This is a genomic window from Citrobacter sp. 21OH12SH02A-Citro (assembly GCF_027919895.1).
Classification (GTDB): domain Bacteria; phylum Pseudomonadota; class Gammaproteobacteria; order Enterobacterales; family Enterobacteriaceae; genus Citrobacter; species Citrobacter braakii.
Genome location: NZ_CP114802.1, coordinates 87,726 through 112,944, shown reverse-complemented (window position 1 = coordinate 112,944; position 25,219 = coordinate 87,726). Strand labels below are relative to the sequence as shown.

Below are 25,219 nucleotides of genomic sequence, written 5' to 3'. Positions count from 1 at the left end.
ATGAACGCAAATCAGTTGGCGAATGCCTCAAGTAAAAACAACGCACTCTTCCTCTTCCTGGGGTTGATGGTGGTAGCCTTCCTGCTCGTGCCGGATCAGGCCCACGCTGGTACTGGTGGTACAGCGTTTGACGACGTATGGGTAACTCTCAAGGATTGGACCCAAGGTACTTTGGGTCGAATCGTTGCGGGTGCGATGATCCTGGTCGGTGTTGTTGGTGGTATCGCTCGCCAGAGCCTCATGGCTTTCGCTATGGGTATCGGTGGCGGTATGGGCCTGTACAACTCCCCGACCGTAGTGGAATCCATCATGTCTGCTACTCTGGAACATGCAGAGAAGGTCATCCCGGCTGTTGTGCAACTCAGCAATGGCCTGGGGGTGTAAAAGACACCTTGCCGTTAATCAACGGGTGATAGGGGCAGCCTAAAAGCTGCCCTTATTTTTTGGCAAAAAGTCCAGTCATAACAAATTCCAACTATTTCCTTATTTGCTCAAAAAGGGCACTTCCACAGCCCATGTTTATGCACTCCCTCCCGTAACCTCCAGCATTGGGTTCTTGTAACTCAAAACGAATGGAGAATGCGATGATCAATTTCAAGCCTAAAATTCCGGCGATGCTTGGGGCTCTGGCGGTTCTTACCGCTGGTGCTGCTCATGCAGAGCTGCTGGAATACACCTTTAAGGCTCCAGATGGTACGCAACGGTCTCTGACTCCGAATGCCAACTATGCCAACCCAACGGGCAATATCTCGTTTGCCTTGAGTGCCGGTATCGACCGAAAGGTAAAGATTTCGGTGATTCGGTCGGATGGAACAGTGGTTTCGACAGCGACCAGCCACCTTCTTGGGGCTACTGATCGCATCACAGTGGGTGGAAAATCCTACTATGGTGCGGAACTTCAACTACCGGCTCCTTCCGAGGGAGTCTACAAACTAAGGGCCGAAATACTGGCGTCAGACGGAAGTTCCGTTCAGACTGATGAATACCCGCTTCAAGTCGATACGACAGCGCCAAGTTTGGCAAACGTGACAGTAAAAGGGGAATGGAACCGGGCGCTTTCTGATGGAACGCTACTGCGAGGTCCTAACCGATTTTCAGGTATAGATGTGTCTGCATCTGATGCCGGTTCTTCGGTTTCCTCTATACAGGCGTATGCTGTAGATAGCAAAGGCAAGAGGAGTCCTGTTGTCTCGGTTAATTACGCCAACGGCCAAGGCCAGTTGTTGAACTGGAGCACTGTGTTCCCTAATGGGGAGGATCTATATACGCTTCATTTCGAGGCCCTGGATAAAGCAGGGAACAAAGGGTCAATAGCCTATCCTATTGCTTGGGATTCAGTAGGTGCAAAGTCTGGAGAGAATCCTGAGCCAGTAGCAGTGTATGACCCTAAGAACCCGCAGGCCTCAACTTTTAAGGTTAATGGTCAGGCCCTATCAGGTTTTGCGCCTTATCAGAACGGAATGACCATTTATTCCGATACCTACAGGGTGCTCTACCGGATACCCAAAACAAACTCCTATCCTTCTTCACCTTACGGTGCTCAAAGCGGTAACTGGTGTGATTATAAAAACTGTATTGAAGGCAATATCATTGCCGAAGACGGTACATATGATTATCGGCAGACGCAAGCTGATGTATTCCAGCAACATGGGACAAAAACTAAGTCGTTTATTATTTACGACTGGGTTATGAACTCTCTTGGTAATACATCCGTCAGTGTGAAAGCTGATCCATCGGTTAGCTTGGCTCCCATCGGTAAGTATGTTGAATATCTTAGGGATGATGGTCAGTGGGTCCGCGGTGAAACCATTAATATGAGCTCAGTTAACCATTATAAAAAACTGAGATTTCATGTTGAGCCGAGACCTTACGCTCAGGAGTTATGGGGATCTTGGTTGCCTACTACTAAAATTCCGGCAAATGCTTCTTATGCAGAAGTGGATACGGATATATCGTTCAGTGGGCGCTCATGTTCATGGCCTGGATATTGGTCTCGACCGGAAGGGAAGCCTGAACTTCCGTCTGATCGGATTGGGGCAACGTTCTGCTATGACCTTAACCCTCCTGAAATTGCTGGGTTAGAACGAAATGGGCGGATTTTTAAAGCTCATTTCCGTGAGCCTGATTCATTTGACGGTTGGGGTGTTAACCAGTGGGTTATTTCTAACAACTCAAGTGCGTCTGCGATAACCTCGACTGGCGAAGAACGTCCGTTGTCTCGTACTGAAGTTCTTCGTAGTAGCACAAATGATTGGTTTTTCACATTTTCTGCTGAGAATCTGTCAGAGGGCACATATACCGGCATATCTCTCGTAGCTAAAGATGCTTTCGGTAATGAGGTTAAGCAGGTATTCACTGGCTCCCAATATGCTATGAGCATAGATAATTCAGCGCCGACACTAACCGTATCGATCAGTGATGGAGCACCAATCCAGTCTTTGGATGATGTTGTAATCACCTTGACTGATACTGCCGACCCGAGTCCTAAGCTGACCTCTATTGCCCTCGTCGGAGGCCCAGCCGATGACAAGGTGCAGTTGTCTTGGCGTGAGGAGTCGAAAGGTCGATTCCGCCTTGAGTACCCGGTAATGTTCCCGTCTTTGAAGGAAGGGGAATCTTACACGCTGACTGTTTCCGGTGAGGACGCACAAGGCAACGCGGTTCAAAAGGCGGTTGGCTTCGAGTACAAACCGCGTCAGGTGATGCTGGCGGATGGGATGGATGGCAAGGTTATGGTCCCCGCTGTCACTCATGAATTTGTTCATGCAGATGGCAAGCGGATCATCGAGACCAAGCCGCTGACGCTCAGTGATGGTGCTGTCGTGACAGGTTCATACGACGTGTTTGCGACCCTCCGTTCTGATGCGAAAGTGCCGCTGGTGGTGAATGGGGTGCGTATCGAGCCGGGCCAGACAATGGGGATCATGAGCCAACATGATTTCGGTGCATCAGGTGGTCGTTTGAGCATTCCGGTTAAACCGGCTGTTCCTGATGTGGTCGGCTCTTCCAGTCTTCTTGTCATGACCTCCGCGCCGAACTCACCCATCTTGGTTGTGGACATCAATACCTGGAAAGGGACGGCCAAGCTCTCGGCTGAATCATGGACAATTCGCCAGGTTATTGACCCGGTGAAAATCTATGCCCTGCCAGAGTCGGGTGTGCCTTGCCGGTTCACCACGAAAGAGGATGTGGCTATGGCCGCAGACCCAATTCGTGACCCGGTGTGTTTGCTCCAATGGGACAGAACTCCGGATGAGGCTGAACAAACTACGCAGGACAACAACGGGATGAAAGTTGCCGGGCTGGTGGGGCAGGCTGTGAGCATTGGTGAACAACCTGTCGAATACAGCCTGTACCTGTTCAGTGGTGACGGTTCCAAGGTAAAAGTTGGGTCTGGCTCTCAGAACCTGACGGTAACTACTGCCTATGGCTCTGTTGGTTACACCCCGATTGATGACATTGCTCAGGTGAATCGCGTCATTGAAGACTTTGATGTGAACTTCAAGCAGAGCAAAGGTCCTGATTGTTCAATCACTCTCAGTGCTGACCGTGCGAAAAACGAGGCCGCGAACAAAGCTGTTGGCAGTGCAAGCCGCACCTGTCTGTTCGAGTGGCAGCAGATCCCCGATGGACTGGTCCAAGACCCGTTATCGGAATCTCCTTCGTTGTCAGGTTCCCTGGCCGAGAACGGTGATCACCCTCTGGGGTGGCGGGTAAGTATTTTCACCCGTAACGGCACTCGGGTGACGTTGAACGACGAGACTTTCAATGTCGAAGCGGTTGACCCACCAGCTCCGACCGTTGAACTAGCCTCCGACTACAACTTCAAAGACAACATCTACTTGGTGCCGATGACAGGTAACTACCTGGGTGATGCCATTATCAACTCTGAACGAGCTGATCTGGATATTGCCATATCGCGCAACTCTGATGTTCTTGAGTCTGAGACCTTCACTCCGGGATGGGGTGCCACCAATAAGGTGTATCGCCGCATCAATACCGATGAGCGAGCGTTGTGGGAGGAGACCACCTACAAGGTGAACGCGGCCTACAACAAGGTGCCTGATGTGAAGACTGAGGTTGTCTACCGGGCTATCTCTGCACCTTCTGACAGTATCCGTCCTATCGTTGAAGTTAAAGGTGATACCGCGATTGACACCCAGGCATTGCCGGTTAGGGTTCTCATCCGTGATCAGTACAAACCTGATGGTGACTATGACGCTAACACGATGGGGGTGTGGAAAGTACGCCTGATCCAGCAAAAGGCCTACAACGAGACGGTTGCGCTCACTGATTATGCGGAAGCATCGAACGGTGAAGCTCAGTTCTCAGTAGACCTGTCTGGTGTGGATACTTCCTCCGTCCGTATCGCTGCTGAGGCTGTTCTGGAAAGCCCTGTTGAGGGTTACAACCGCACAGAGTTGTCTATCAGACCTGCCTTCTTGACAGTGCTTCGTGGTGGTGCCATCGGTGCTGGCGTGGAGGCTCGCAAGTTGTCTGGTGAAGCTCCGTTCACTGCTGTGTTCAAGCTATCTTTGGACGACCGTCAGGATCTCCGGGCTACCGGCCAGGTTGTGTGGGAAACCAGTAAGGACGACGGTAAAACCTGGGAGCAGTTCATCCCAGAAGATCGATACAAGTATCAGCTTGTGAAGACCTTCGACAAGGGGGAGTACCAGGTTCGGGCCAAGGTGGTGAACGTCAACTCAGGTGCGGAAAAGTACACCGAAGCGGTCAGTGTTGTCGCTTACGACAAACCTGATATTGCTGTTATCGGCCCGACCACGTTGTTTGTCGGAAGTGAAGGCAAGTACACAGCGAACCTGACGTTGAACGATGAGCCAATCTCCGGTGGCAATGCCATTGTTGAGTGGTCTACTGACGGTGGCAAAACCTACGCGCAGACAGGGGATAGCATCACGCTTTCGAGCGATGAAGAAACCCGATACCGCCTGTGGGCTCGTGTGCGCTCTGCCACTGCACCGGCTGATGACGGCTATGCCTATGAAGTTGCGAAAACGGCAGTTGACTTCCGAGCAGTGAAGGCCCCCCGTCCTTACGTGACAGGGCCGCGAGTCATTGAGACCGGTAAGAAGTATGTGTTCAAAGCCGAAACCAGCCTGCCTTACCGTGGGATGGACGTGAAGCTGAACGGGTTCTTCACGCTGCCTGATGGCTCAATTGTGCAGGGTGATACTGCTGAGTACGTGCCTTCGGACACTGACCTCAACCAGGCTACTGTAGAAACGAAGTACACCACCTGGATCGAAGGATACCGAGATCAGGGTGCAGAAGCCTCGCATAGCCTACGCTCCCGCGTGTGGCAGTATGTATGGCCGAGCTTCGGAATGCAGGTCAGGAAGAACGCTGACGTGGCTCCTGCGACGATCACCGCGTCAGTGCGGCCAATTGCCTTCAACGGCAAGCTGGAAGAACCGACCTACGAGTGGGAGTTGCCGGAAGGCGCAGTGATTCAGGATCAGCGGCAGGATATTGTCCGGTCCTTTGTGATCAATGAGCCGGGCGATTACAACATCAAGGTGACTGTCCGTGATGCTCGCGGCCATGAAACCGTGATCGAGCAACCGCTCAAGATCGGCCAGGCAGAGCCCTATGCTATCGACCTGCAATACTCTGGCTCGAACAAATACGAGCGTGAGCCTCTGGATGTGCTGTTGCGACCGTACATTTCTGGCGGCCACCCACGCGACCGTATTTCGACTCGCGTCTACTCGGTAGATGGTACGCCGTTGGAAAGCAGCGGTTACTACGGCAGAGCAACTCTGGGCGCTGGTGAGCACAGCATCAAGCTGAAAATAACCTCAGAAATGGGGCATGAAGCTGAGGGCGAGGTGAACATCAATGTGGCAGAGAACAAGTTGCCTGCATGTAGCCTGAGCTCACGAGAGACCGTTGGGTCGTGGATCGTTTATGCGAACTGCGAAGATACCGATGGCCGCATGAAGTCCTACGAATGGACCATTGCCGGTGAGTTGCAGAGCATCAGCTCTGATCGAGTGACTATCAGCAAGGGCACCTATGAAACGATGCCGACCATCTCTCTGGTTGGGGTCGATGACTCTGGTGGCAAATCCGAAGCTGTTACCATGAACTAAGGTTCATTCCTCTCAAAGCCCGGTTCAGACCGGGCTTTTTTTTGTATCGCGCTGGAATTGTCCAAATTGGGCTATTACAGAGGCGAGTCTATTTCCCTCCCCCGGATACACTGCCCAGCATCCAGTAATCCAATCTTAGGGGATAGACATGCGGACAAAATTACTCGGGGCGCTGATGGTGTTCGGGATTATTACCGGCACGGCTCATGCGTCATCGAAATTGGAAATCACCGATCCCAGAGCGGCGAAGATAGAGGACATCGTAGAGCTACCCATCAAAGGGGTTCGAGCCGTCCAAAGTGATGGGCAGATCATGTTCCTCTCTGAAAACGGGCGATTTGTTATTTCAGGACAAATCTACGACCTGTGGAGCAAGAAGCCCCTCAACACGATGTCCCAAATGAGGGATGTAGCGGAGCGTATCCACTTCAAGAGCATGGGCATGGATGTGGACACGCTGAACACCGTTTCGATGGGGCGTGGTGACAAAGAGGTGGTGGTCTTTGTCGATCCTAGATGCGCGGTTTGCCATCAGCTCATGGGTGATGCCAAATCGCTGGTGGATGATTACACCTTTAAATTTATCGTGATTCCTGCTCTGGGTGCTGAGTCCAACCGCTTGGCAAAGAACTTGTACTGCGCGAAAGACAAAACCCACGCGCTCGATGCGCTGATGAACAACACCTTGGGTTCCCTTCCTTCAAAAGAAACCTGCGACCCCGGCCAATACGATCAAACGCTGCTGACAGCTCATTTCATTGGGATTGAGGGCGTTCCGTTCGTGGTTGCTCCGGATGGTCGTGTCAGCAAAGGACGTCCGAAGAACCTGAAATCATGGTTGGAGAGTGTTGAATGATCGTAACCATCAAAAAGAAACTCGAAGAAACGTTGATCCCGGAGCACTTGCGAGCTGCCGGGATTATTCCTGTCCTGGCCTATGACGAAGACGATCATGTCTTCCTTATGGATGACCACAGTGCAGGCTTTGGTTTCATGTGTGAGCCCCTGTGTGGTGCCGATGAAAAAGTTCAGGAGCGAATGAACGGTTTCCTGAATCAGGAGTTCCCGTCGAAGACTACGCTCCAGTTTGTTCTGTTCCGCTCCCCGGACATCAATCAGGAGATGTACCGGATGATGGGGTTGCGTGATGGCTTCCGTCACGAGCTGCTGACATCTGTCATCAAGGAACGGATTAACTTCCTCCAGCACCACACGACAGAACGCATATTTGCCAAGACCAACAAAGGTATCTACGACAATGGCTTGATCCAAGACCTCAAGCTGTTCGTTACGTGCAAAGTCCCCATCAAGAACAATAACCCGACTGAAAGCGAACTCCAGCAGCTCGCACAGCTTCGCACGAAGGTCGAATCATCGCTTCAAACCGTTGGTCTGCGTCCCCGCACAATGACGGCGGTGAACTACATCCGGATCATGAGCACCATCCTGAATTGGGGGCCGGATGCTTCATGGCGACATGACTCTGTGGATTGGGAGATGGATAAGCCCATCTGCGAGCAAATCTTCGATTACGGCACTGATGTGGAAGTCAGCAAGAACGGCATCAGGCTGGGGGACTACCACGCGAAAGTCATGTCAGCGAAAAAGCTGCCTGACGTTTTCTACTTTGGTGATGCGTTGACCTATGCCGGGGATCTCAGCGGCGGCAACTCCAGCATCAAAGAAAACTACATGGTTGTGACCAATGTGTTTTTCCCTGAGGCAGAAAGCACGAAAAACACTCTGGAGCGCAAACGCCAGTTCACTGTAAACCAAGCCTACGGGCCGATGCTCAAATTCGTGCCGGTGCTGGCGGACAAAAAGGAGAGCTTCGACACTCTCTATGAGTCCATGAAAGAGGGGGCTAAGCCAGTCAAGATCACCTACTCGGTGGTTTTATTTGCTCCAACCAAAGAACGTGTTGAAGCGGCGGCGATGGCCGCACGAAACATCTGGCGTGAATCTCGGTTCGAGCTGATGGAGGATAAGTTCGTTGCTCTGCCGATGTTCCTCAACTGCCTGCCATTCTGTACAGACCGGGATGCAGTGCGAGACCTATTCCGCTACAAGACCATGACAACCGAGCAGGCGGCTGTGGTCCTGCCGGTGTTTGGGGAATGGAAGGGGACCGGGACCTATCATGCAGCGCTGATTTCCCGCAACGGCCAGCTCATGAGTCTGTCTCTTCACGACAGTAATACCAACAAAAACCTGGTGATCGCAGCCGAATCCGGCTCGGGTAAATCGTTCCTTACCAACGAACTGATTTTTTCCTACTTGTCCGAGGGTGCTCAGGTCTGGGTTATTGATGCCGGTAAGTCCTACCAGAAGCTGTCGGAAATGCTCAATGGCGACTTCGTTCACTTTGAAGAAGGAACGCACGTCTGCCTCAACCCGTTCGAGCTCATACAGAACTACGAGGACGAAGAAGACGCGATTGTCAGCCTCGTTTGTGCAATGGCGTCGGCCAAAGGCTTGCTGGATGAATGGCAAATCTCTGCGCTGAAACAGGTCCTTTCTCGCCTGTGGGAAGAGAAAGGTAAAGAGATGAAGGTTGACGACATCGCTGAGCGCTGTCTGGAAGAAGAAAACGACCAGCGCCTCAAGGATATTGGTCAGCAGCTCTACGCCTTTACGTCGAAAGGTAGCTACGGGAAATACTTCTCTCGCAAGAACAACGTCAGCTTCCAGAACCAGTTCACTGTACTGGAGCTCGATGAACTGCAAGGGCGTAAGCACTTGCGTCAGGTTGTACTGCTCCAGCTTATTTACCAGATCCAGCAAGAAGTATTCCTGGGTGAACGTAACCGCAAGAAAGTCGTCATCGTGGATGAGGCCTGGGACCTGCTCAAAGAGGGCGAGGTCTCGGTCTTCATGGAACATGCCTACCGCAAATTCCGTAAGTACGGTGGCTCCGTTGTCATTGCAACGCAGTCCATCAACGACCTCTATGAGAACGCAGTGGGCCGCGCCATCGCGGAGAACTCGGCCAGCATGTACTTGCTCGGCCAAACCGAAGAAACCGTGGAATCTGTTAAACGTAGCGGTCGTCTGACCCTTTCAGAGGGCGGGTTCCACACCCTCAAGACGGTACACACCATCCAGGGCGTGTACTCAGAAATCTTTATCAAATCGAAGAGCGGCATGGGCGTCGGACGCTTGATAGTGGGCGACTTCCAGAAGCTGCTTTATTCGACCGATCCGGTGGACGTTAACGCCATCGACCAGTTTGTGAAACAAGGCATGAGCATTCCTGAGGCAATCAAGGCCGTGATGCGAAGCCGTCAGCAGGCTGCATAACCAGGGAGACAGTAATGGACATTAAATCAATCGCAATCGCCGCCATTCTCGGTGCCGCTGGTGGCTTCGGCGGTAGCTACTACGTGATGAGCGAACAAACGGCAAGCATCCATCAGCGTTTGAATCAAACCCCGCCAGTGGTCGTGGTTGACTTCGCTAAAGTGGCGTCGGCGTATCCCGCTGGTGCCTCTCAGGAGGAAGTTGAAAGACTGATGGTCAAGACCAATGACGCAATTTTGAAGTTGAAAGACGCAGGTTATTTGGTCCTTGACGCAAGTGCTGTCGTCGGTGCTCCAAGTGACGTGTACCTCCCTGATGAGGTGCTGAAATGAATTTTCCACTCAAGAAGTATTTCGTCAAAAAGGAATCCTGGAAGCGCTTCGGGGTTAAGGCCGGTGTGACACTACTGGTTCTTTGGGCTGCTGGTGCGGCCTTTGCCAGCCGCTACCGTATTGGCATTGATCCACAACAGGAGAAGTGCCTGCCGGGTTACACCTTCTTCCTCATTGATCTGAACGACCAAACTCTGGAGAGGGGAGCTGTTTACGCCTTCCAAGCCAAGAACATGCAGCCTTTCTACAAGGACGGGACTCGCATGGTCAAAATCCTCACCGGTATGCCGGGGGATAAAGTCGAGATCAACGATAAGTGGAAGATCACCGTCAATGGTGATGTCGTCGGAGAGGGGCTCCAGCTCGCAGGGAAACTACATCTGCCAGAGAGCCACTTTTACGGCAAGACCACGCTGAAAGAGAATAACTACTGGTTTATGGGCAAAAGCCCATTCAGCTTCGACTCACGTTACTGGGGGACTGTGAAAAATGATCAGATCATTGGCCGCGCATATCCCCTGTTCTAAGAGCGTTCTGGTGGCGTTGATATTCTCTGTGGCTGGCGGGGCATACGCTCAAGAGTCTCCGCTCACAGAGCAGGATAAGGCGCTTATTGAGAAAGGAAAGCAAATTGCCCAAAAGGCCCAGAAGATGGAAATGCCATCTCTGTTGCAAAACCAACACATGGACGAGGCTCAGGCCGAAGCCAAGGCATTTTTCAAGCAGCTCCAAACTACTAACCCAACGCTCAAGGAGATGCACCGGAAACAGGCTGAAAAGGGTATCTACTCTGACCATCGGATACTGGTTTTCGCCTCGTTGTCTCTTGGCGAACAGGGGTTAGATGACGTCCTAACGGCGGTGTCAGGCCAGCCTGATTCTGTAATTGTGTTCCGTGGCATCCCGGAAGGAATGAACTTGGGGCAGGGAGTTAAAGCTATTCAGGCGCTCGCGGCCAAAAAAGACCCAGTGCCGAACATCATCATCAACCCTACGTTGTTCAAAACGTACAACATCACAGCCGTTCCCACGATTGTGATGCTGGAGGATGAGCCGCTGCCTGGCGAACAACCAAACGTCGTCGCCCAGGTCTCCGGGTTGTCCGACCCGGTATGGTTGGCTCGGGAAGTGGATAACGGAGAAAAAGGCGATCTCGGCGTTAAGGGGCCGGTGGAGAAAATCAGTGAGCCAGACCTTATTGATGTTGCCAAGAAACGCCTTGCCAATATCGACTGGGAAGAGAAGAAGAAACAGGCTATAGAGCGCTTCTGGACCAAGCAGAATTTCAATGAGCTGCCCAGAGCGCCAAAATCTCGAACACGAGAAATTGACCCTAGCGTCATGATCACCAGTGACATCAGCACTCCGGATGGCACTGTGTTCGCTCACGCGGGTGACGTGATCAACCCATTGTGCGATCCGAAGGAAGTTTGCAAGCCTGGAACGCGGCCATTTACCCAAGCGGTCGTAGTTTTCGACCCGCTGGACAAAAAGCAAATGGAGCTGCTCGCCAAGAAGCTGCCTGAAATTAAGCAGGAACCTGGCGTACAACGGATTACCTATATCGCCACAGAGTTCGACAAAGACAAAGGCTGGGATTCCTACAAGAGTGTCACCGACAACTTTGACGCGCCGGTATATCTGCTGACGCCAGATCTGATTACCCGGTTCGAGCTGGAGCACACACCGAGCGTCATTACTGCCAGAGGCAAGAAGTTTGTTGTCCGCGAACTTGCTGAGGAGGGCGGTGAATGATTTTTGCCCCGGCTTTCCAACCAATTAAAGACGTCGGCACAGGTTCGTTTGTCGCTGCTGAGGTACTGGCTCGTTGGTACGACGAAGGCCGGGTTCTTACACCATCCTCTCTGTCATCACCTCCTTATTGGGGGCTGGTGGATATGGAGATGGCACGGTTCATTCAGGACAACCTTCATTATTGCTTGGATCTGTACCCAGCTCTTTTTCTGAATGTCTCTGAACATACTTTGCAATCAGACGTCATTTTCAAAGCGTGGTGGAGGGTTGTCCGCGACATTGCTAAGAATCACTCATCACGGCTTGTCATCGAGATTACCGAGGGCATTCAGGATGCCTCTCTCGCATTGAGATGGGAGGCTCTTACCGAAATAGGGGTTGAGCTGGCGCTGGATGACTATGGAGACAAAAACTCTTCGCTGGAGCGCCTGAGTCGTTATGACTGGCACTATTGCAAGTTTGACGCGAGAAGACTGCGGTCGCTTGAAGACTACTCGGCCATCCTCCACTGCCGCCGAAAAGGCATACAGCTCATTGCTGAGCAGGTGGAGAGCTTCCCATTGGGGGAGAGCGCCAAATTACTTGGACTGTCATGGCAACAAGGTTTCTATCACGGGAAGCCTGCTGTCATGGAGAAACACTTGAATTACGTAAAGGCCTTACCATGATGCAAAAAATTCTACGGGTCATTGCCGTTAGCGCGGTCTTTTGGGTTCGTTCGGTATCGGCTGACCCTGGGTGCCAGAATGCGGAAGTAATCGGCGGAAAACTGATTACTGACATCTGCTGGAGCTGTATTTTTCCCATCAAAGTAGCAGGGGTTCCTATAAGTGGTGGAGGCGGATCATTCCCGAGTGAAGCCGTAAGCAACCCTCTGTGTATGTGCGAGGATAATCTAGGGGTCCCTCGGCCTGGAGTCACCACTTCTATGTGGGAGCCAGCACGGCTTGTTGAATTTCAGAGAGTGCCTGGCTGCTCATCTGTCTTGAATGGTGTCAGGTTCCCGTTTGATAGGACTAACCAAGGGCATCATGGCATGGGAGACATGGATGGTGGTGATGGTTCTTTTATGCACTATCACTACTATGCGTTTCCTCTGTTGGTGATGCTCGATTTATTTATTAAGCAGACCTGTAATGCTGATGGGTATATGGATCTCGACATCATGTACATGTCGGAGCTCGACCCGACCTGGAACAATGATGAGCTCGCTTTTTTTACCAATCCAGAGGCGGCGGCAGTAGCAAACCCAATTGCGGCGGCTGCGTGTACTGCTGATGCTGTCTCATCAACCGCTGGAAAACCTTTAAAACAGCTTTTCTGGTGTGCTGGTTCATGGGGCACCCTGTATCCATTTAGTGGCAACCAGAATGGTGGAAAAGGTGTTATCCGCGATAGCAGTCTTCTTAGCACAAGGGTTCTGGCTGCTTTGCATCGCCGGGGGTTAGCGTGGAAGACAATGGGTTCTGAGGCTATGTGTAGAGGTGTTATTAGCCCAACACTACCCAAAACGCAGTACAAATTCACGCTATTGCATCCGGTTCCAGAGACAAACTCATCTCACGTAATTGGCGAATCCACTCTTACGTGGGGTCTGGCGCGAACTATACCGGCAATTGGGCAAGACCCTATTTACACCATCTGGCGATGGAATGATTGCTGTAACAATTGAGCAGACCCTAACGAATTTGCACGGGCATTTTAGATTATGCCCCAAAAGGGCCACTACACGTACAGGTGGCCCTTGTCTTCTCAGATAGCATGGGAAGGTTGAAATGGAGAACACAATGCGAAGTCATAATTACTTTATGAAAGCTGTGGCCTCGCTGTTGACAGTAACCATGTCTGCGCTGCCGATACATTCCTACGCTAACGGTAGCCAAGACCAGGACATCACAGCGGTGGGTAAAGAGGCCCAGGCTTTCGGACAAAACCTCTCAAACTCATTCAAGTCGAGCTCGGGGACTGTGCAAGATGGCACAATCTCTATGCCGACGTTGAAAGACGGTCAATTCCAAATGAACGGGGGGAGTCAGATTAATGTCAATGATCTATTCCCCGGAACGAGCGGGACCAACAATAAACCTGATAGTTATTACTTCCCTGATGCCAATAAACCTGATGTGGGCGGTCTGCAAGGCATTTACGACTCTGGCGATGACATGGACAGCGTGGGGAATAATGCAAAAGGGTCGCTGTGGAGTGATGCCAATAGTGCTAATCCATCAATCTCTGGTGCGGCATACAAGGTTCTTCTCGATGCCTCTAATCGATCACGCCCTGATTTCAGTAATGACCCTGTACTAAATCTAAGCAAAAAGACCTATGAGGATATGGACCTCATCGCAGGTGGCTTTGGGGATTGTTCTGCCGAAACAACCATCAATCAGAATACTATCAACGCCCACATTCCAGAGTATGAACGGTGTCAGCGTGTTGTAGATCAAAGCGCGGACTGTGAGGTTGTCCATGACTACGATGCCTCTGTGGTGAAGCACTATGATGGTCCATATAACCTCAAATCTTGTGGAGAAGGCTGTACTGAGTTGTGGATTGGCCGAGTTGGTAACGACTACTGGAGTGGCAACTGTTCGATTTATGAGGAATACACGCGGGTCCAAGTCAGTAATCCAGACGCCATAGTGTCTGCAACTCTTGAGTACGCCAAGTGGGATGACTACATGCAAGTTTGGGTTGGTAAATCAGGTCAGGAAACTAAAGTATGGTCCGGCCCTGACGGCAATTTCCCTCCAGAAACGGCTGGCCGATGTGAATTGTCAACAAGTTGGGAGCGAAACCCTAATATTGATGTCACTCCCTATTTCAAGAATGTGAAAGATGGTGATGTTGTTACGTTTAAGATCCGCGTTTCAGTAACTGGCGCAGGTGAGGGTTTTGGCCGCATAAAGCTACGCTATGACCCATCAAAAGCCATTACCAAGGATGAGTGGGCTCCACAGAGCTGCATGGATTCAGCCAAAGGGGTTGTAGATGGTTTTGCGGAAGGCGAGATCACATGTATAGATGACCCGACTGATGCTACGGGCTGCACAGTCATCAATGGGATCAAAGTTTGCGAATCTCAACTCAAGCCGTCACCTTTGCCTGGTATTCCAAAACTATGCAAAAAGGTTCGAGTTAAAGCTGACTATGACTTTTATAAGGGGCAAATGGACTGCTGGACAGACCCTCAAGGTGAAACGCACTGTCCGGTAAACACGGGCGGGAATCTCGATAGCTGTCAGAAATATGAAGAAAACCCTCAGTGCGGCTTCATCAGTTCCAAATGTGTTGATGGTGCTCAGGGAAGTTCTGGTACGTGCTACGTCCACGAGGATACTTATGACTGTGGTACAGATGTTTCTGTTCCGACCTTGGAAAAGGAAACTGAGTACCAGTGCGGTGGGCCTATACGCTGCATGGGAGATGACTGCCTTGATTTGACCAAAACACAAAGCACTGATTTTGCTCGCGCTACTGCGTTGCTCAATGCAGCCCAATTCATGACGCAGGATATGAGCTGCACAGGCCAAGATGGGGATGACAATCCTACCGGGGATGAAAACGTTATTTGCTCTGCTTTTGCAGGGGAAGCTGGCGAATGCAAGATAGCTGTTGGGGGAGTTTCTGATTGCTGTGAAAAGCCAACCAATATATCTCTTGCCGATTATCTGAACCTAATAATGGCCGTTCCAAAGCTCGATGGCGCAGTGATGGGGCTGACTGATGGTAATGCGCTTAAAGGTGCTTATCAGGTACTTAGGGAACCTGCCCTTCAAGGGTGGACAGAAGTCACAAAACCGTTCACAAGTTATATAGAGAACGTTTCAGGTGCTGTTGATTCGTTCTTCCAGCCTGTAGAGCAGTTTGTTGATCAACTCATTGACCAGCTCAAAGAGCAAGTCAAAGAAGTGATGATGGATGTCATGAAATCAGCAGGCCAAGATGCAGCAACAGAGCAGGCGGCTGCCGCAGCATCTGAACAAGCTGCCGAAGCAATGATGGAGACTGCGACAACATGGCTTAGCACTGCCATGACGATATATACCGTCTATGTCGTTGCGATGGTGATGATCCAGATGATTTATAAGTGCGAGGAAGAAGAGTTCACTATGAACGCCAAAAGAGCGCTCAAGAATTGCACCTATGTAGGCTCTTATTGTAAATCTAAGGTGTTGGGCGCTTGTATTGAAAAAAGAGAAGCGTATTGCTGCTTCAATTCTCCGCTCTCTCGTATTATACAAGAACAGGTTCGCCCTCAATTGGGGCAGAACTTTGGAGACCCCAAAAATCCTCAGTGTGAAGGGATTCCACTAGATAAAATTGCCGAAATTGATTGGAGCAAAATTAATTTGGATGAGTGGCTTGGGATATTACAGCAGAACGGTAAATTCCCTGATCCGGCCTCAATAAATCTCGACTCGCTGACTGGAGCAGGGAATGACTTCAATATTGACGGGACGCGGAAGAATGCTCAGGAAAGGGCGTTGGAGCGGTTGGAAGGGATTGATATTGACGCGAAGCGAAAAGAGGCGACAAACAGCATAGACCCTCAAACAGGCGCGCCAACTGGTGGTGGTGGATAAAAAAAGGGGCCTTTCGGCCCCTTTCTCATGTAGATTGATTACGCTTCTGGGTAAACAAATAACTCTGCTTTTCCCTGATCAAGAAGGTAAGGGAAAGCAACTTTTTCGCCATTATCCAGCTCAACCGATTTTGGAGCAAGGTAGAGGTAGGCCCAAGCTGGTAGCTGTTTGCTAATAGCTGCGTAGATCGCTTGCTGAGGAGCATGGCTTGCTGCCCCATTACCGACATTCACAAAGTTGTATGCGGTCTCATGGCCTGATGTGAAGGCATACGCTGTACCTTGAACGCCAGAGACAAAATTAGGAGCTGACCCTAGGCGAGGCTCCACGATTTTCACCTTAACGGAACACATGTCAGCTACCTTACTTTGTCCGTTCACCCACGTCGGGCAACCCCATTCATTCTTGTAGAACTGATAGGTTAGGCGACCATCTTTGTCATACAGAAGCGTGAAATTGGCACCCAAATCAGTCAGCGCTGACTCAATGGAAACTTTCACATGTGAAAGAAATTTGGCCTGAGCGTCTGCCGGTGAAACTGCTTCGTTAGCAGGCATCCAAGCGATCAAGCTATTGCGAGCGCCATGCTGTTTGGGGCCGATAGCCCAGTTCGCAAGGTTGACCAAGCCACCTTGCCAGTCGGTCATTCCGAGCTGAGGGGACATGTAGCCAGACAGCACGTAGGCTGCCCCAAACGTTTTGGTGTCGGTCAGACGCTCCAGCTTGTCACGCGGAACAGAAGCGTCTTGGATGCCTGTTACCAGGCCACCGGCCTCCGCGATGTTGTAAGCGCGACTGTGATTGGTTTTGTACGCTGTGGGTTCGTAACTGCTGGTGGATGCACAGCCAGATAGAGCTGCTACAGCCAGAGCCACGGTGGTGATTAAAGCCTTTTTCATGTTGTTCTCCGTTCTTACCTGAGTTGAATCTGATTTACTTCGATAATATCACAGCATCAAAAAATGCAACCATAAAAGACAAAAAAAAGCCCCTCGGGCGAGGGGCAAAGGTTTGGGCTGGGTTATGCTGCTTTTGTTTTCTCGGCTTCGTCTGCGATTTCCTTGTCGCCGGTTGCAGATTCCGGAGCGGCTTCGGCCACTTCACCTTCTTTGCCTTTGCTGTGGGCGGAAATGCGAGCCCGTTTCTCGATGCCGATGATTCGACCGGCCAGCTTGATGAGGCGTTGCTGCCATTGGTAAGTGGCGTCGGTGCGCTGCTTGCTGGTCAGTACGGTGTTCAGCCAGAGAGTGTCAACGATCCCCATCAGGGTATCCAGTTTGCGGATCAGGTGTGCAAACTGAGCAACCTGAGGAGAGTTGATCTCGATGGTGTATTCATTCGGGTTGGTGTAGCCGGGCATCATGTCGATGCCGTTGTCTTCCATCAGCTTGTTGAGCTGGGCGGTAGCTTTGTCCAGGTCTTCGGAGACCTTGGAAATGTGTTCCAGGATGACGGTTTCAACCTGGTCGATTTCGTCCTGCTCACCGATGATGCGAAGGATCACGTCGATGGAGAACAGGGAGTTGGAAACTCGCTCAAAGCTGCGTTCCATGACGCGCTGAGCTTGGAGGCTGTTTACTTTCAGAACTTGCTTGAAAACAGGGCGAGAGTAGTGGTTGCTGCGGTCGTTGTTTGTGTCCAGTGCTACTTGTGCTTCTGCCATTAGAGATACTCCTAAATTTGAGGTACAGATAAACGCACTGGAAAGGATAAATGCGGTCAATCTGTAACCTGACCTCTCGAAGTGCCCAAAATGGACAGTTACAGCGTTTTCTGTTTAGCAAAGGTGAGCTATATTTGAATCATCTTAGTCGCTCTGCGGCTATAGGTGAGATAGCTGGTCTCCGAAAACAAACAGCATCTAGTCTTATGCCGTATGGCATTACTTAACCCCAAGCCGGGGGCTTCTCCCGGTTTTCGGGTGTTGCCCCTGTTTTTTTACATAGGAGCAACACCATGCACATCATCACTTTCATTGTAGTTCTGCTTGCATCTCTGGGCGCACTGTACGTAGGCGCGAAGGCATTTGCTTTTTCCTTCATCGTTCTCGCTAAAGTGTTCCAGCGTATCGGTTTGTTCCTTTGGAACAAATTCGCAGTTCCTGCAATGCGGTCTGTACAGGCCGTCATCAAAGAACGTGCTGCCAAGGCTGAACAAGCCAAAGCAGTCGTTGAACCTGAGGTAACTCAAGTTCAAGAAGTCGCTAAACAAGAACCTGACTGGGATTATCTCGAAATCCCGACTTACCTTCGTAAGGGCAAGGAACTTGTTTGGTAATAACTGTCGCTGAGTAATCTTCGACACTTTCAAACCCATCGGGGCAACCATACCCCGACGGGGATGTTGCCCCTTTTTGCTTAGGAGCAACATCATGGAAATCGCTATCATCGCTTTGTGTATCCCTACTGGTTGGGCAATCTCTCGTCCTTTCGTGAGAATCGCTGAATCGTTCGGTTACTGCTGATAGTCAACGCAAAGGGAGGGGGCAACCCCTCTCTTTCTGGTCAAGCCTCTGTGGCTTGTCCTCAAAGTCTTCTGGTGTCAGTTGGCTTTGACGACAAGCTACAGGGGGAATGTCGAATGCAACAGAATCTTCATGTTTACGACGATCACGCAGGCATCATCTATCTGGCTGATGGACGCGAGGTGAAATTTGATCCGAAACTGTATTCCAGCTCCTACCAGGCGCACAGTGAAGCAGTGAAGTGGGCCAAAGAAACCGGGGTCATTGGTCAAAACGACGATGTGGTGATGTTCGTCCATTGAGGGAGTGGCCTCCAGGAGAGGCTACTCTCCTCGCTCCTTAAAAGTCTTCTTACTCATGGTGAATACCATCAGTAAGCAGATTTTGTTCTCTTCGGAGAGCGAAAAGTGCGATAGCTGGTCGCCAAAAACAAACAGCAAATTAACGTTAATTTACTAGCCCAACCGGGCGCATCCGCCCGGTTCGGGACGTGGTGCGCCTGTCACAATAGGAGCGCACCTATGTCTCAATACTCTCAATTCTCAGTAAGCAAGGTTTTCGGTATGCCCAGCATTCCGGAGAAGGTAACGGCCATCGGCTACGCTGACGGTTCAAACCCTTTCATCCCTGCCACTGATACCAACTACGTTTTCCGCAAAGAGTTTCTGCGAGAGGTCTTGGCCTATCTCAAAGAGCCTGGCGGTGACGCATTGTTCGTAACCGGCCCTACCGGGTCTGGCAAAACCTCAGGTATCACCGAGATCGCTGGTCGTCTCAACTGGCCTGTTCAGCAAATCACTGCCCACGGGCGGATGGAGCTGACAGATCTGATTGGACATCACGCTCTGGTCGCGGAAAAGCCTGGTCAACCACCTGTCATGAAGTTCATGTATGGACCTCTGGCAGTCGCTATGCGTGAAGGTCATCTGCTCCTCATCAACGAGGTGGATTTGGCCGACCCTGCCGAGCTGGCTGGTCTCAACGATGTCCTTGAAGGGCGTCCCCTTGTGATCGCTCAGAATGGCGGGGAAATCATCAAGCCGCACCCGATGTTTCGTGTGGTCGTTACTGGTAACTCTACGGGGTCCGGTGATGCTTCTGGTTTGTACCAGGGGGTGATGATGCAGAACCTCGCAGCTATGGATCGCTATCGTTTCACCAAAGTAGGGTATGCGGATGAGGAAGCTGAACTCAGCATTCTTGGCCGTGTTACTCCGAAACTTCCGGAAAATGTGCGGAAGGGAATGGTTCGGATTGCTAATCAGGTCCGCAAACTGTTTCTTGGCGAAAACGGTGAAGATGGTCAGATCAGCGTCACCATGTCCACTCGGACGTTGGTGCGTTGGGCGAAACTGTCTCTAGCGTTCCGTGGTGCCCCAAATGCTCTTGAATACGCCCTGGATCAAGCTCTGCTTATCCGTGCGGCCAAAGAGGAGCGTGAAGCCATCCTGCGTGTTGCGAAGGATGTGTTCGGGGACCAATGGCGCTAAGGGGTGACGCATGAAGAAAAATGACTGTTTGTGCCGTCGTTACACTGCTAAAGAGTGGGGCAATGACGAAACCACAATAGAAGTCTTCATTGGCTACAAGTTGCTCCGGGAGCCCAGCTCCTCGGAGCCAGGCCAATTCACGATGGTCGAGCTACGCCGAACCGTCACTGATGGGAAAGCTGAAAATTGGTCTGAGACAAAGCTCGAAGGACCTTTTGAAGCTAACGGCCCAGACACGATCCCAATGTCCTACAAGGACAAAGAAAGCCAGTATGTGTCACAGTTTCTCAGCCAGGGGTACACCTTTCTGGATGAGGTGCTGGTAAACGCAGAGACACAGACGGTGCTGGAAGGGGGGAATGTTTCAGCCGGACAAACAGCCAGCTTGGGATCTCTCAACTGGCTGTTATCTCCGCCCTCTGAGTTACCTCCAGGTGACATAAACCTCTTCAAAGGTTTTGTTGCTGGGGTTTTTGCCAAAGGAGCCGGTTTAATCGGCTTTGAGGTTGCTCGGAGCGAAGGCTCAAATGACTTGCTACCCAGTGTGCTGATGCGTACTGACAGCGGTTATGAGCTTGGGGTTAGCACTGGACTAGGCGAAAACACTATCCATCCAGCTACGCTGGAAGGCGCTGGTGAACTCCGCCCGGAACATGGTCACAAACCCCTGCTGATGTTGGTTTACCTGCAACAGCGTTTCGCGGATGACTTTTCAAACGTAGAGAAGCCGCTGGTGGCATTCTGTGATGAACAGGGTGATACCTTCGACTACGAGCGTTTTGATTCACTAAAACCCCTCATTGAACGGTTTGGTTTCAGCTACGACGAAGTAAGAGCAGATGCAGAAAGGCTTGGCCTTGTATCTGAGCTGATTCGCCTGGCAGAGATCGACGCCGAACAAGAGGATCACTTTTTTTAACCCTTACGGGGGCTTGCTCCCCGAAAGGGGCGTTGGCCCTCTCCAAATAACTTGGAGGTCATGATGTCTAAAGGCGTCAACAAAGTAATTCTGGTCGGTAATCTCGGTTCTGACCCGGAAATTCGCTACATGCCAAGCGGAACTGCCGTTGCCAACTTCAACGTTGCAACAACGGATACGTGGCGCGATAAGCAGTCTGGCGAGCAAAGAGAGCATACTGAGTGGCACCGTATTGTGCTTAAAGGTCGTTTGGCAGAAGTCGCTGGTGAGTACCTGAAAAAGGGCTCCCAAGTCTATCTCGAAGGGAGCAACCGCACCCGGAAGTGGACTGACAGCCAACAAATCGAGCGCTACACCACCGAAGTACACTGCGTTGAAATGCAGATGCTTGGTGGTCGTGGAAATGCACCTCAGGACAACTCTCAACGTGCAGCGCCCCAAAAAGGGCAACGTACAGGAGCCGGTACGCAATCTGCTCCTGTGCAGCAATCAGCACCGCAAGGTGGTATGGGCGGAGGCTATGGTCCCGCTCCTGATGGCTGGGATGATGACATCCCGTTCATGCGGCTGCACCACTTGGCTGGCGGGTAACACCGCCAACTCTTACTAAACCCCACGGGGGCACTCATGCCCCGAGGGGGTCATGGTGTCCTCAAACCGTTCATTCGTGAATTGGAGAAACACCATGTCTGATAACAAATCTCTTGTAACCCGTATCGCAAGCCGGTTTGGCGTGGACACCCGAAAGTTCTATGAAACTTTGAAGGCGACCGCATTCAAGCAGCGAGATGGAAGTGCCCCGACCGATGAGCAGATGATGACGCTCCTGATCGTGGCTGAACAGTACGGTTTGAACCCTTTCACTCGGGAAATCTATGCGTTTCCTGACAAGCAAAATGGGATCATTCCGGTAGTAGGTGTTGATGGTTGGAGCCGCATCATCAACGAGCATCCCCAGTATGATGGCGTCGAGTTCGTGTATTCGGACAAGATGGTCAGAATGCAGGGGGCGAAAGTTGACTGCCCTGAGTGGATTGAATGCGTGATTTACCGTAAGGACAGATCTCGCCCTATCCGCATCAAGGAGTTCATTGATGAGGTGTACCGTGAACCGTTTCAGGGTCAAGGTCGCAATGGTGCTTACACTGTTGATGGCCCCTGGCAAACGCACACCAAGCGTCAACTCCGGCACAAGTCGCTGATCCAGTGTTCTCGTGTCGCATTTGGTTTCTCTGGTATTTATGACCAGGATGAAGCTGAACGCATCCGTGAAATGGAGCAGGCATCGGCCATTAACCCGGCTATTGCCAATCTCCCTTCACCATCTCAAGTTCAAAGCCAAGAGCCTTTGGCTATTGAGCACAAAGAGCTTGACCCGATCCTAACCAAACTCGCAAATCGCGCCATTGCTGAAAACGCATGGTCTGCGGCGCATGAGTATGTGAAGGGACGGTATGAAGGTTCGGAACTGCAATATGCGACTCAATTCCTTCGTGACAAGGAGATGGATCAAATGGAGCCTCCGAAACCTGACTACCAGGAAGCGCACGAGCAAGAGTCCGCCGCTGGTGGTTCTGCAAATGCTGAACCTGGTGCCGAAGAAATGCCGCCTTTGAGTGACGAGGACATGATCCCTGTTACAGAAGAGGAGGGCGCGGAAGGCAGTTACTACTAACCCCAACGGGGGGGACTCCCCCGCTGGGGGAGATCTCCCTCCTAACCATTGGAGAGAGGTCCATGAAAATAGTCAACCTATCGCAACGAGAGGAAGATTGGCTTGATTGGCGGCGTCAAGGTGTAACAGCCACTGACGCCGCTATCCTGCTCAATCGGTCTCCGTACAAAACACGATGGAGACTGTGGGCCGAGAAGACTGGGTATGCGCGTGAAGTCGATCTGAGTCTTAATCCGCTGGTTCGCCGGGGGATAGAAAACGAAGATGCTGCAAGACGCGCTTTCGAGGAGAAGTATGATGACATGCTGCTCCCCGCCTGTGTCGAATCGGTTCAATACCCGCTCATGAGGGCCTCCCTGGATGGCCTGAGAGATAACGGGGAGCCCGTCGAGCTGAAAAGCCCGAGTGCGACTGTCTGGGAAGATGTTTGTGCTGAGAAAGCAAACAGCAAGGCATACCAGCTTTATTACCCGCAGGTGCAACACCAGCTCCTGGTAACGGGGGCCAAGCAAGGCTGGTTAGTCTTCTACTTTGAAGGTCAGATTCAGGAGTTTCCAATACTCCGAGACGAAGCCATGATTCAAGAAATCTTGGCCGAGGCTAAAAAGTTCTGGCAACAGGTAGTAGACAAGAAGGAGCCCGACAAAGATCCAGAGAGAGACCTGTACATACCGCAAGGTGAAGAGGTCAACCGTTGGATTGCTGCTGCTGAGGAATACCGCCTCTATGATGCTGAGATTCAGGAGCTGAAACAGCGACTGTCTGAGCTTCAAGAAAGGCAAAAGCCTCATCTCGACACCATGAAGTCCCTCATGGGGGAATACTTCCATGCCGACTACTGCGGTGTGATGGTAACGAGATACAAAGCGGCTGGCCGGGTAGACTACAAAAAGCTGTTGGCTGATAAGGCGTCAGGCGTGAAGCCTGAGGATGTTGACCAGTACAGAGAGAAGTCATCAGAGCGGTGCCGTGTAACGGTTACTGGCTCTGTGAAGCCACGGTACATTGTTGATGAGGACGTGCTTGCTCCTCTTGATGATTTGCCGGAAGAAGTAGAGACGTTCTACTGGTGAGTGGGGGATTTTCCCCCGCTTTCCCTTGGGGATTCTGGGAGTCTCCAACGGAAAGCAAGATTTTGTTCTCTTCGGAGAGCGAAAAGTGCGATAGCTGGTCGCCAAAAACAAACAGCAAATTAACGTTAATTTACTAGCCCAACCGGGCGCATCCGCCCGGTTCGGGACGTGGTGCGCCCCCAACTTTTTGGAGTGCATCATGACTAAAGTGAACCATCTACAAAGCCTCTGTGTTATCCACGTAGACTTTGACATCTGGAGTGGACAAACCCGTTTGTCTGCATCTGATCTCAAGCTGGGCGAGGGTGGTGAAATTCCACCTGAGAAAGTAGCTCAACTGGGAAGTAAGAAGATCTGTGATCCGGCTAAGCTGAAAGGCTTTCATCGCCTGAAAACAGAAACTCGTCGCCTCCTGCTGAAATTCGGTATGCCGTTCATGAACGGATTTGCCGTACCCGTCAGCAAGACCGATGAAATCTGTAACAAGCTGAATGACATAAACTTTCAGTTTAACCAACTGAAACAGGATTTCATCAAAGGTTACAACAAAGCCGTGGATGAATGGTGTCAGGAGAACCCTGAGTATGAACGAGCTATCCGTGCCGGAGCCCTTCCAAAGGAAACGGTCGAGGAGCGGATTGGCTTTGAGTACCAGGTGTTCATGATCCAGCCTGTGAACGAAGATGAGGCCAACGCCAAACGCCTTAACCGCAAGGTTGAGCGCTTGGGTGACGATCTCATCTCCGAAGTGGTTCAGGAAGCGAATAAGTTCTATATGGAACGTTTGGCCGGTCGAGACCAATGTGCGGTCACTACTCGGCAGACACTCCGTAACATCCGCGACAAGGTGGATGGGCTTAGCTTCCTGAACAGCGCTTTTAACCCTCTGGTCAAGCTGCTCGACCAAACCCTCCGGGGATACGAGCAACATGCCGATGGCCGAAACATCGTTGCGCCTTTCTTTTATCAGGTCGTGGCCGCAGTGCTGATCATGAGCGAGAGGGACCGCATCGAGCAGTATGCCAATGGCTCGATTACTGTAGAGGGCATGGCTAATGACATTGGCGGTTCGGGAGCCCAGATGGGGGACCGTTCTAAAGATGAAAAGGCCGAACAGAAAAGCGATAAAGCCGGTGAGCTTATCCCTGCAACAGAGGGTGGCGAAACCAAGCAGCAACAGGTAGGTGGTACTGAATCTGTTCAATCAGAACAGACTAACAGCGGTGGTAACGCTGTTGACCTGGATGAAGACATCGACAACTTCTTCAAGAGTTTTGCAGAACGAGGCGAGGGTGAATCGGAAGATGAATCCAATGCCGGTGATGTGGTTCGAGAAGAGCGCGTTGATGTTGAGGATGAGCCGGTTTTGCCTGAGGAAACTCCGGTAGAGCAAGAGCCTGTCCAAGAGGAGCCGACAGAGGAGCCTCTCAACCAGGAGCTGCCTAAAACTGACGACGATGGCGACTATTTCTTCTAATAGTCACTTCAACTAAACCGACCCGGAGGGGA

Annotated in this window: 20 protein-coding genes; 18 read left to right on the top strand and 2 right to left on the bottom strand. The window is 51.3% G+C overall.

The genetic code is table 11. The annotated features are described in order from the left end of the window. The first annotated feature begins 66 nt into the window (after nt 1–66). From traA to traN, 10 genes are all read left to right on the top strand, one after another. Entirely contained in the window at nt 67–384 is a 318-nt protein-coding gene (gene traA, locus O6D90_RS24110; protein ID WP_064754699.1) for a TraA family conjugative transfer protein, read from the top strand. A gap of 200 nt (nt 385–584) precedes the next feature. Further along, nucleotides 585–6,116, top strand: coding sequence for an Ig-like domain-containing protein (locus O6D90_RS24105; RefSeq protein ID WP_000606833.1), 5,532 nt, complete (start codon nt 585–587; stop codon nt 6,114–6,116). A 148-nt stretch (nt 6,117–6,264) separates the two neighbouring features. Then, complete coding sequence (locus O6D90_RS24100) at nt 6,265–6,972, top strand: DsbC family protein (protein WP_001259347.1); 708 nt, start codon at nt 6,265–6,267, stop codon at nt 6,970–6,972. Further along, the gene (traC, locus tag O6D90_RS24095) at nt 6,969–9,416 is read left to right on the top strand and encodes a type IV secretion system protein TraC (RefSeq protein WP_000637386.1); all 2,448 of its coding nucleotides are present in this window, start codon (nt 6,969–6,971) and stop codon (nt 9,414–9,416) included. The genes O6D90_RS24100 and traC overlap by 4 nt, the downstream gene beginning before the upstream one ends. Nucleotides 9,417–9,430: 14 nt before the next feature. Further along, on the top strand, nt 9,431–9,748 hold the full coding sequence (locus tag O6D90_RS24090) for a hypothetical protein (RefSeq protein WP_000351984.1): 318 nt from the start codon (nt 9,431–9,433) through the stop codon (nt 9,746–9,748). Beyond that, complete coding sequence (locus O6D90_RS24085) at nt 9,745–10,275, top strand: S26 family signal peptidase (protein ID WP_001010738.1); 531 nt, start codon at nt 9,745–9,747, stop codon at nt 10,273–10,275. The genes O6D90_RS24090 and O6D90_RS24085 overlap by 4 nt, the downstream gene beginning before the upstream one ends. Continuing rightward, a complete protein-coding gene (locus O6D90_RS24080; RefSeq protein WP_000621288.1) occupies nt 10,238–11,503 on the top strand; it encodes a TrbC family F-type conjugative pilus assembly protein in 1,266 nt (421 codons plus the stop codon). Before O6D90_RS24085 ends, O6D90_RS24080 begins: the two co-directional genes overlap by 38 nt. After that, on the top strand, nt 11,500–12,171 hold the full coding sequence (locus O6D90_RS24075) for an EAL domain-containing protein (RefSeq protein ID WP_001337754.1): 672 nt from the start codon (nt 11,500–11,502) through the stop codon (nt 12,169–12,171). The genes O6D90_RS24080 and O6D90_RS24075 overlap by 4 nt, the downstream gene beginning before the upstream one ends. After that, the gene (locus tag O6D90_RS24070; protein WP_000983283.1) at nt 12,168–13,175 is read left to right on the top strand and encodes a TraU family protein; all 1,008 of its coding nucleotides are present in this window, start codon (nt 12,168–12,170) and stop codon (nt 13,173–13,175) included. The genes O6D90_RS24075 and O6D90_RS24070 overlap by 4 nt, the downstream gene beginning before the upstream one ends. Before the next feature lie 115 nt (nt 13,176–13,290). After that, nucleotides 13,291–16,089, top strand: coding sequence for a conjugal transfer mating pair stabilization protein TraN (traN, locus tag O6D90_RS24065; RefSeq protein ID WP_001256487.1), 2,799 nt, complete (start codon nt 13,291–13,293; stop codon nt 16,087–16,089). Nucleotides 16,090–16,127: 38 nt separating this feature from the next. Here the strand turns inward: traN and O6D90_RS24060 are convergent, their stop codons facing one another. Beyond that, nucleotides 16,128–16,988, bottom strand: a complete 861-nt coding sequence (locus tag O6D90_RS24060; protein WP_000709517.1) for a hypothetical protein — start codon at nt 16,986–16,988, stop codon at nt 16,128–16,130. A gap of 122 nt (nt 16,989–17,110) precedes the next feature. Then, entirely contained in the window at nt 17,111–17,752 is a 642-nt protein-coding gene (locus O6D90_RS24055) for a hypothetical protein (protein WP_000796664.1), read from the bottom strand. 293 nt (nt 17,753–18,045) lie between these two features. On the opposite strand from O6D90_RS24055, the gene O6D90_RS24050 reads away from it, so the two are divergent. From O6D90_RS24050 to O6D90_RS24015, 8 genes are all read left to right on the top strand, one after another. Beyond that, the gene (locus O6D90_RS24050; RefSeq protein ID WP_000547566.1) at nt 18,046–18,366 is read left to right on the top strand and encodes a hypothetical protein; all 321 of its coding nucleotides are present in this window, start codon (nt 18,046–18,048) and stop codon (nt 18,364–18,366) included. Between the two features lie 303 nt (nt 18,367–18,669). Continuing rightward, nucleotides 18,670–18,855, top strand: coding sequence for a hypothetical protein (locus O6D90_RS24045; RefSeq protein ID WP_001186917.1), 186 nt, complete (start codon nt 18,670–18,672; stop codon nt 18,853–18,855). A 219-nt stretch (nt 18,856–19,074) separates the two neighbouring features. After that, nucleotides 19,075–20,043, top strand: coding sequence for an AAA family ATPase (locus O6D90_RS24040; RefSeq protein ID WP_000085162.1), 969 nt, complete (start codon nt 19,075–19,077; stop codon nt 20,041–20,043). A gap of 10 nt (nt 20,044–20,053) precedes the next feature. Further along, a complete protein-coding gene (locus tag O6D90_RS24035) occupies nt 20,054–20,962 on the top strand; it encodes a hypothetical protein (RefSeq protein ID WP_000739139.1) in 909 nt (302 codons plus the stop codon). Between the two features lie 60 nt (nt 20,963–21,022). Continuing rightward, nucleotides 21,023–21,553, top strand: coding sequence for a single-stranded DNA-binding protein (gene ssb, locus O6D90_RS24030; RefSeq protein ID WP_000987165.1), 531 nt, complete (start codon nt 21,023–21,025; stop codon nt 21,551–21,553). A gap of 94 nt (nt 21,554–21,647) precedes the next feature. After that, nucleotides 21,648–22,637, top strand: a complete 990-nt coding sequence (bet, locus tag O6D90_RS24025) for a phage recombination protein Bet (RefSeq protein ID WP_001282585.1) — start codon at nt 21,648–21,650, stop codon at nt 22,635–22,637. Nucleotides 22,638–22,699: 62 nt separating this feature from the next. Further along, nucleotides 22,700–23,710 carry a YqaJ viral recombinase family protein gene (locus tag O6D90_RS24020; protein ID WP_000706865.1) on the top strand — a complete coding sequence of 337 codons (1,011 nt, stop codon included), beginning with the start codon at nt 22,700–22,702 and terminating at the stop codon, nt 23,708–23,710. A 199-nt stretch (nt 23,711–23,909) separates the two neighbouring features. Next, a complete protein-coding gene (locus O6D90_RS24015) occupies nt 23,910–25,187 on the top strand; it encodes a DUF3150 domain-containing protein (protein ID WP_000170086.1) in 1,278 nt (425 codons plus the stop codon). Nucleotides 25,188–25,219 lie beyond the last annotated feature (32 nt).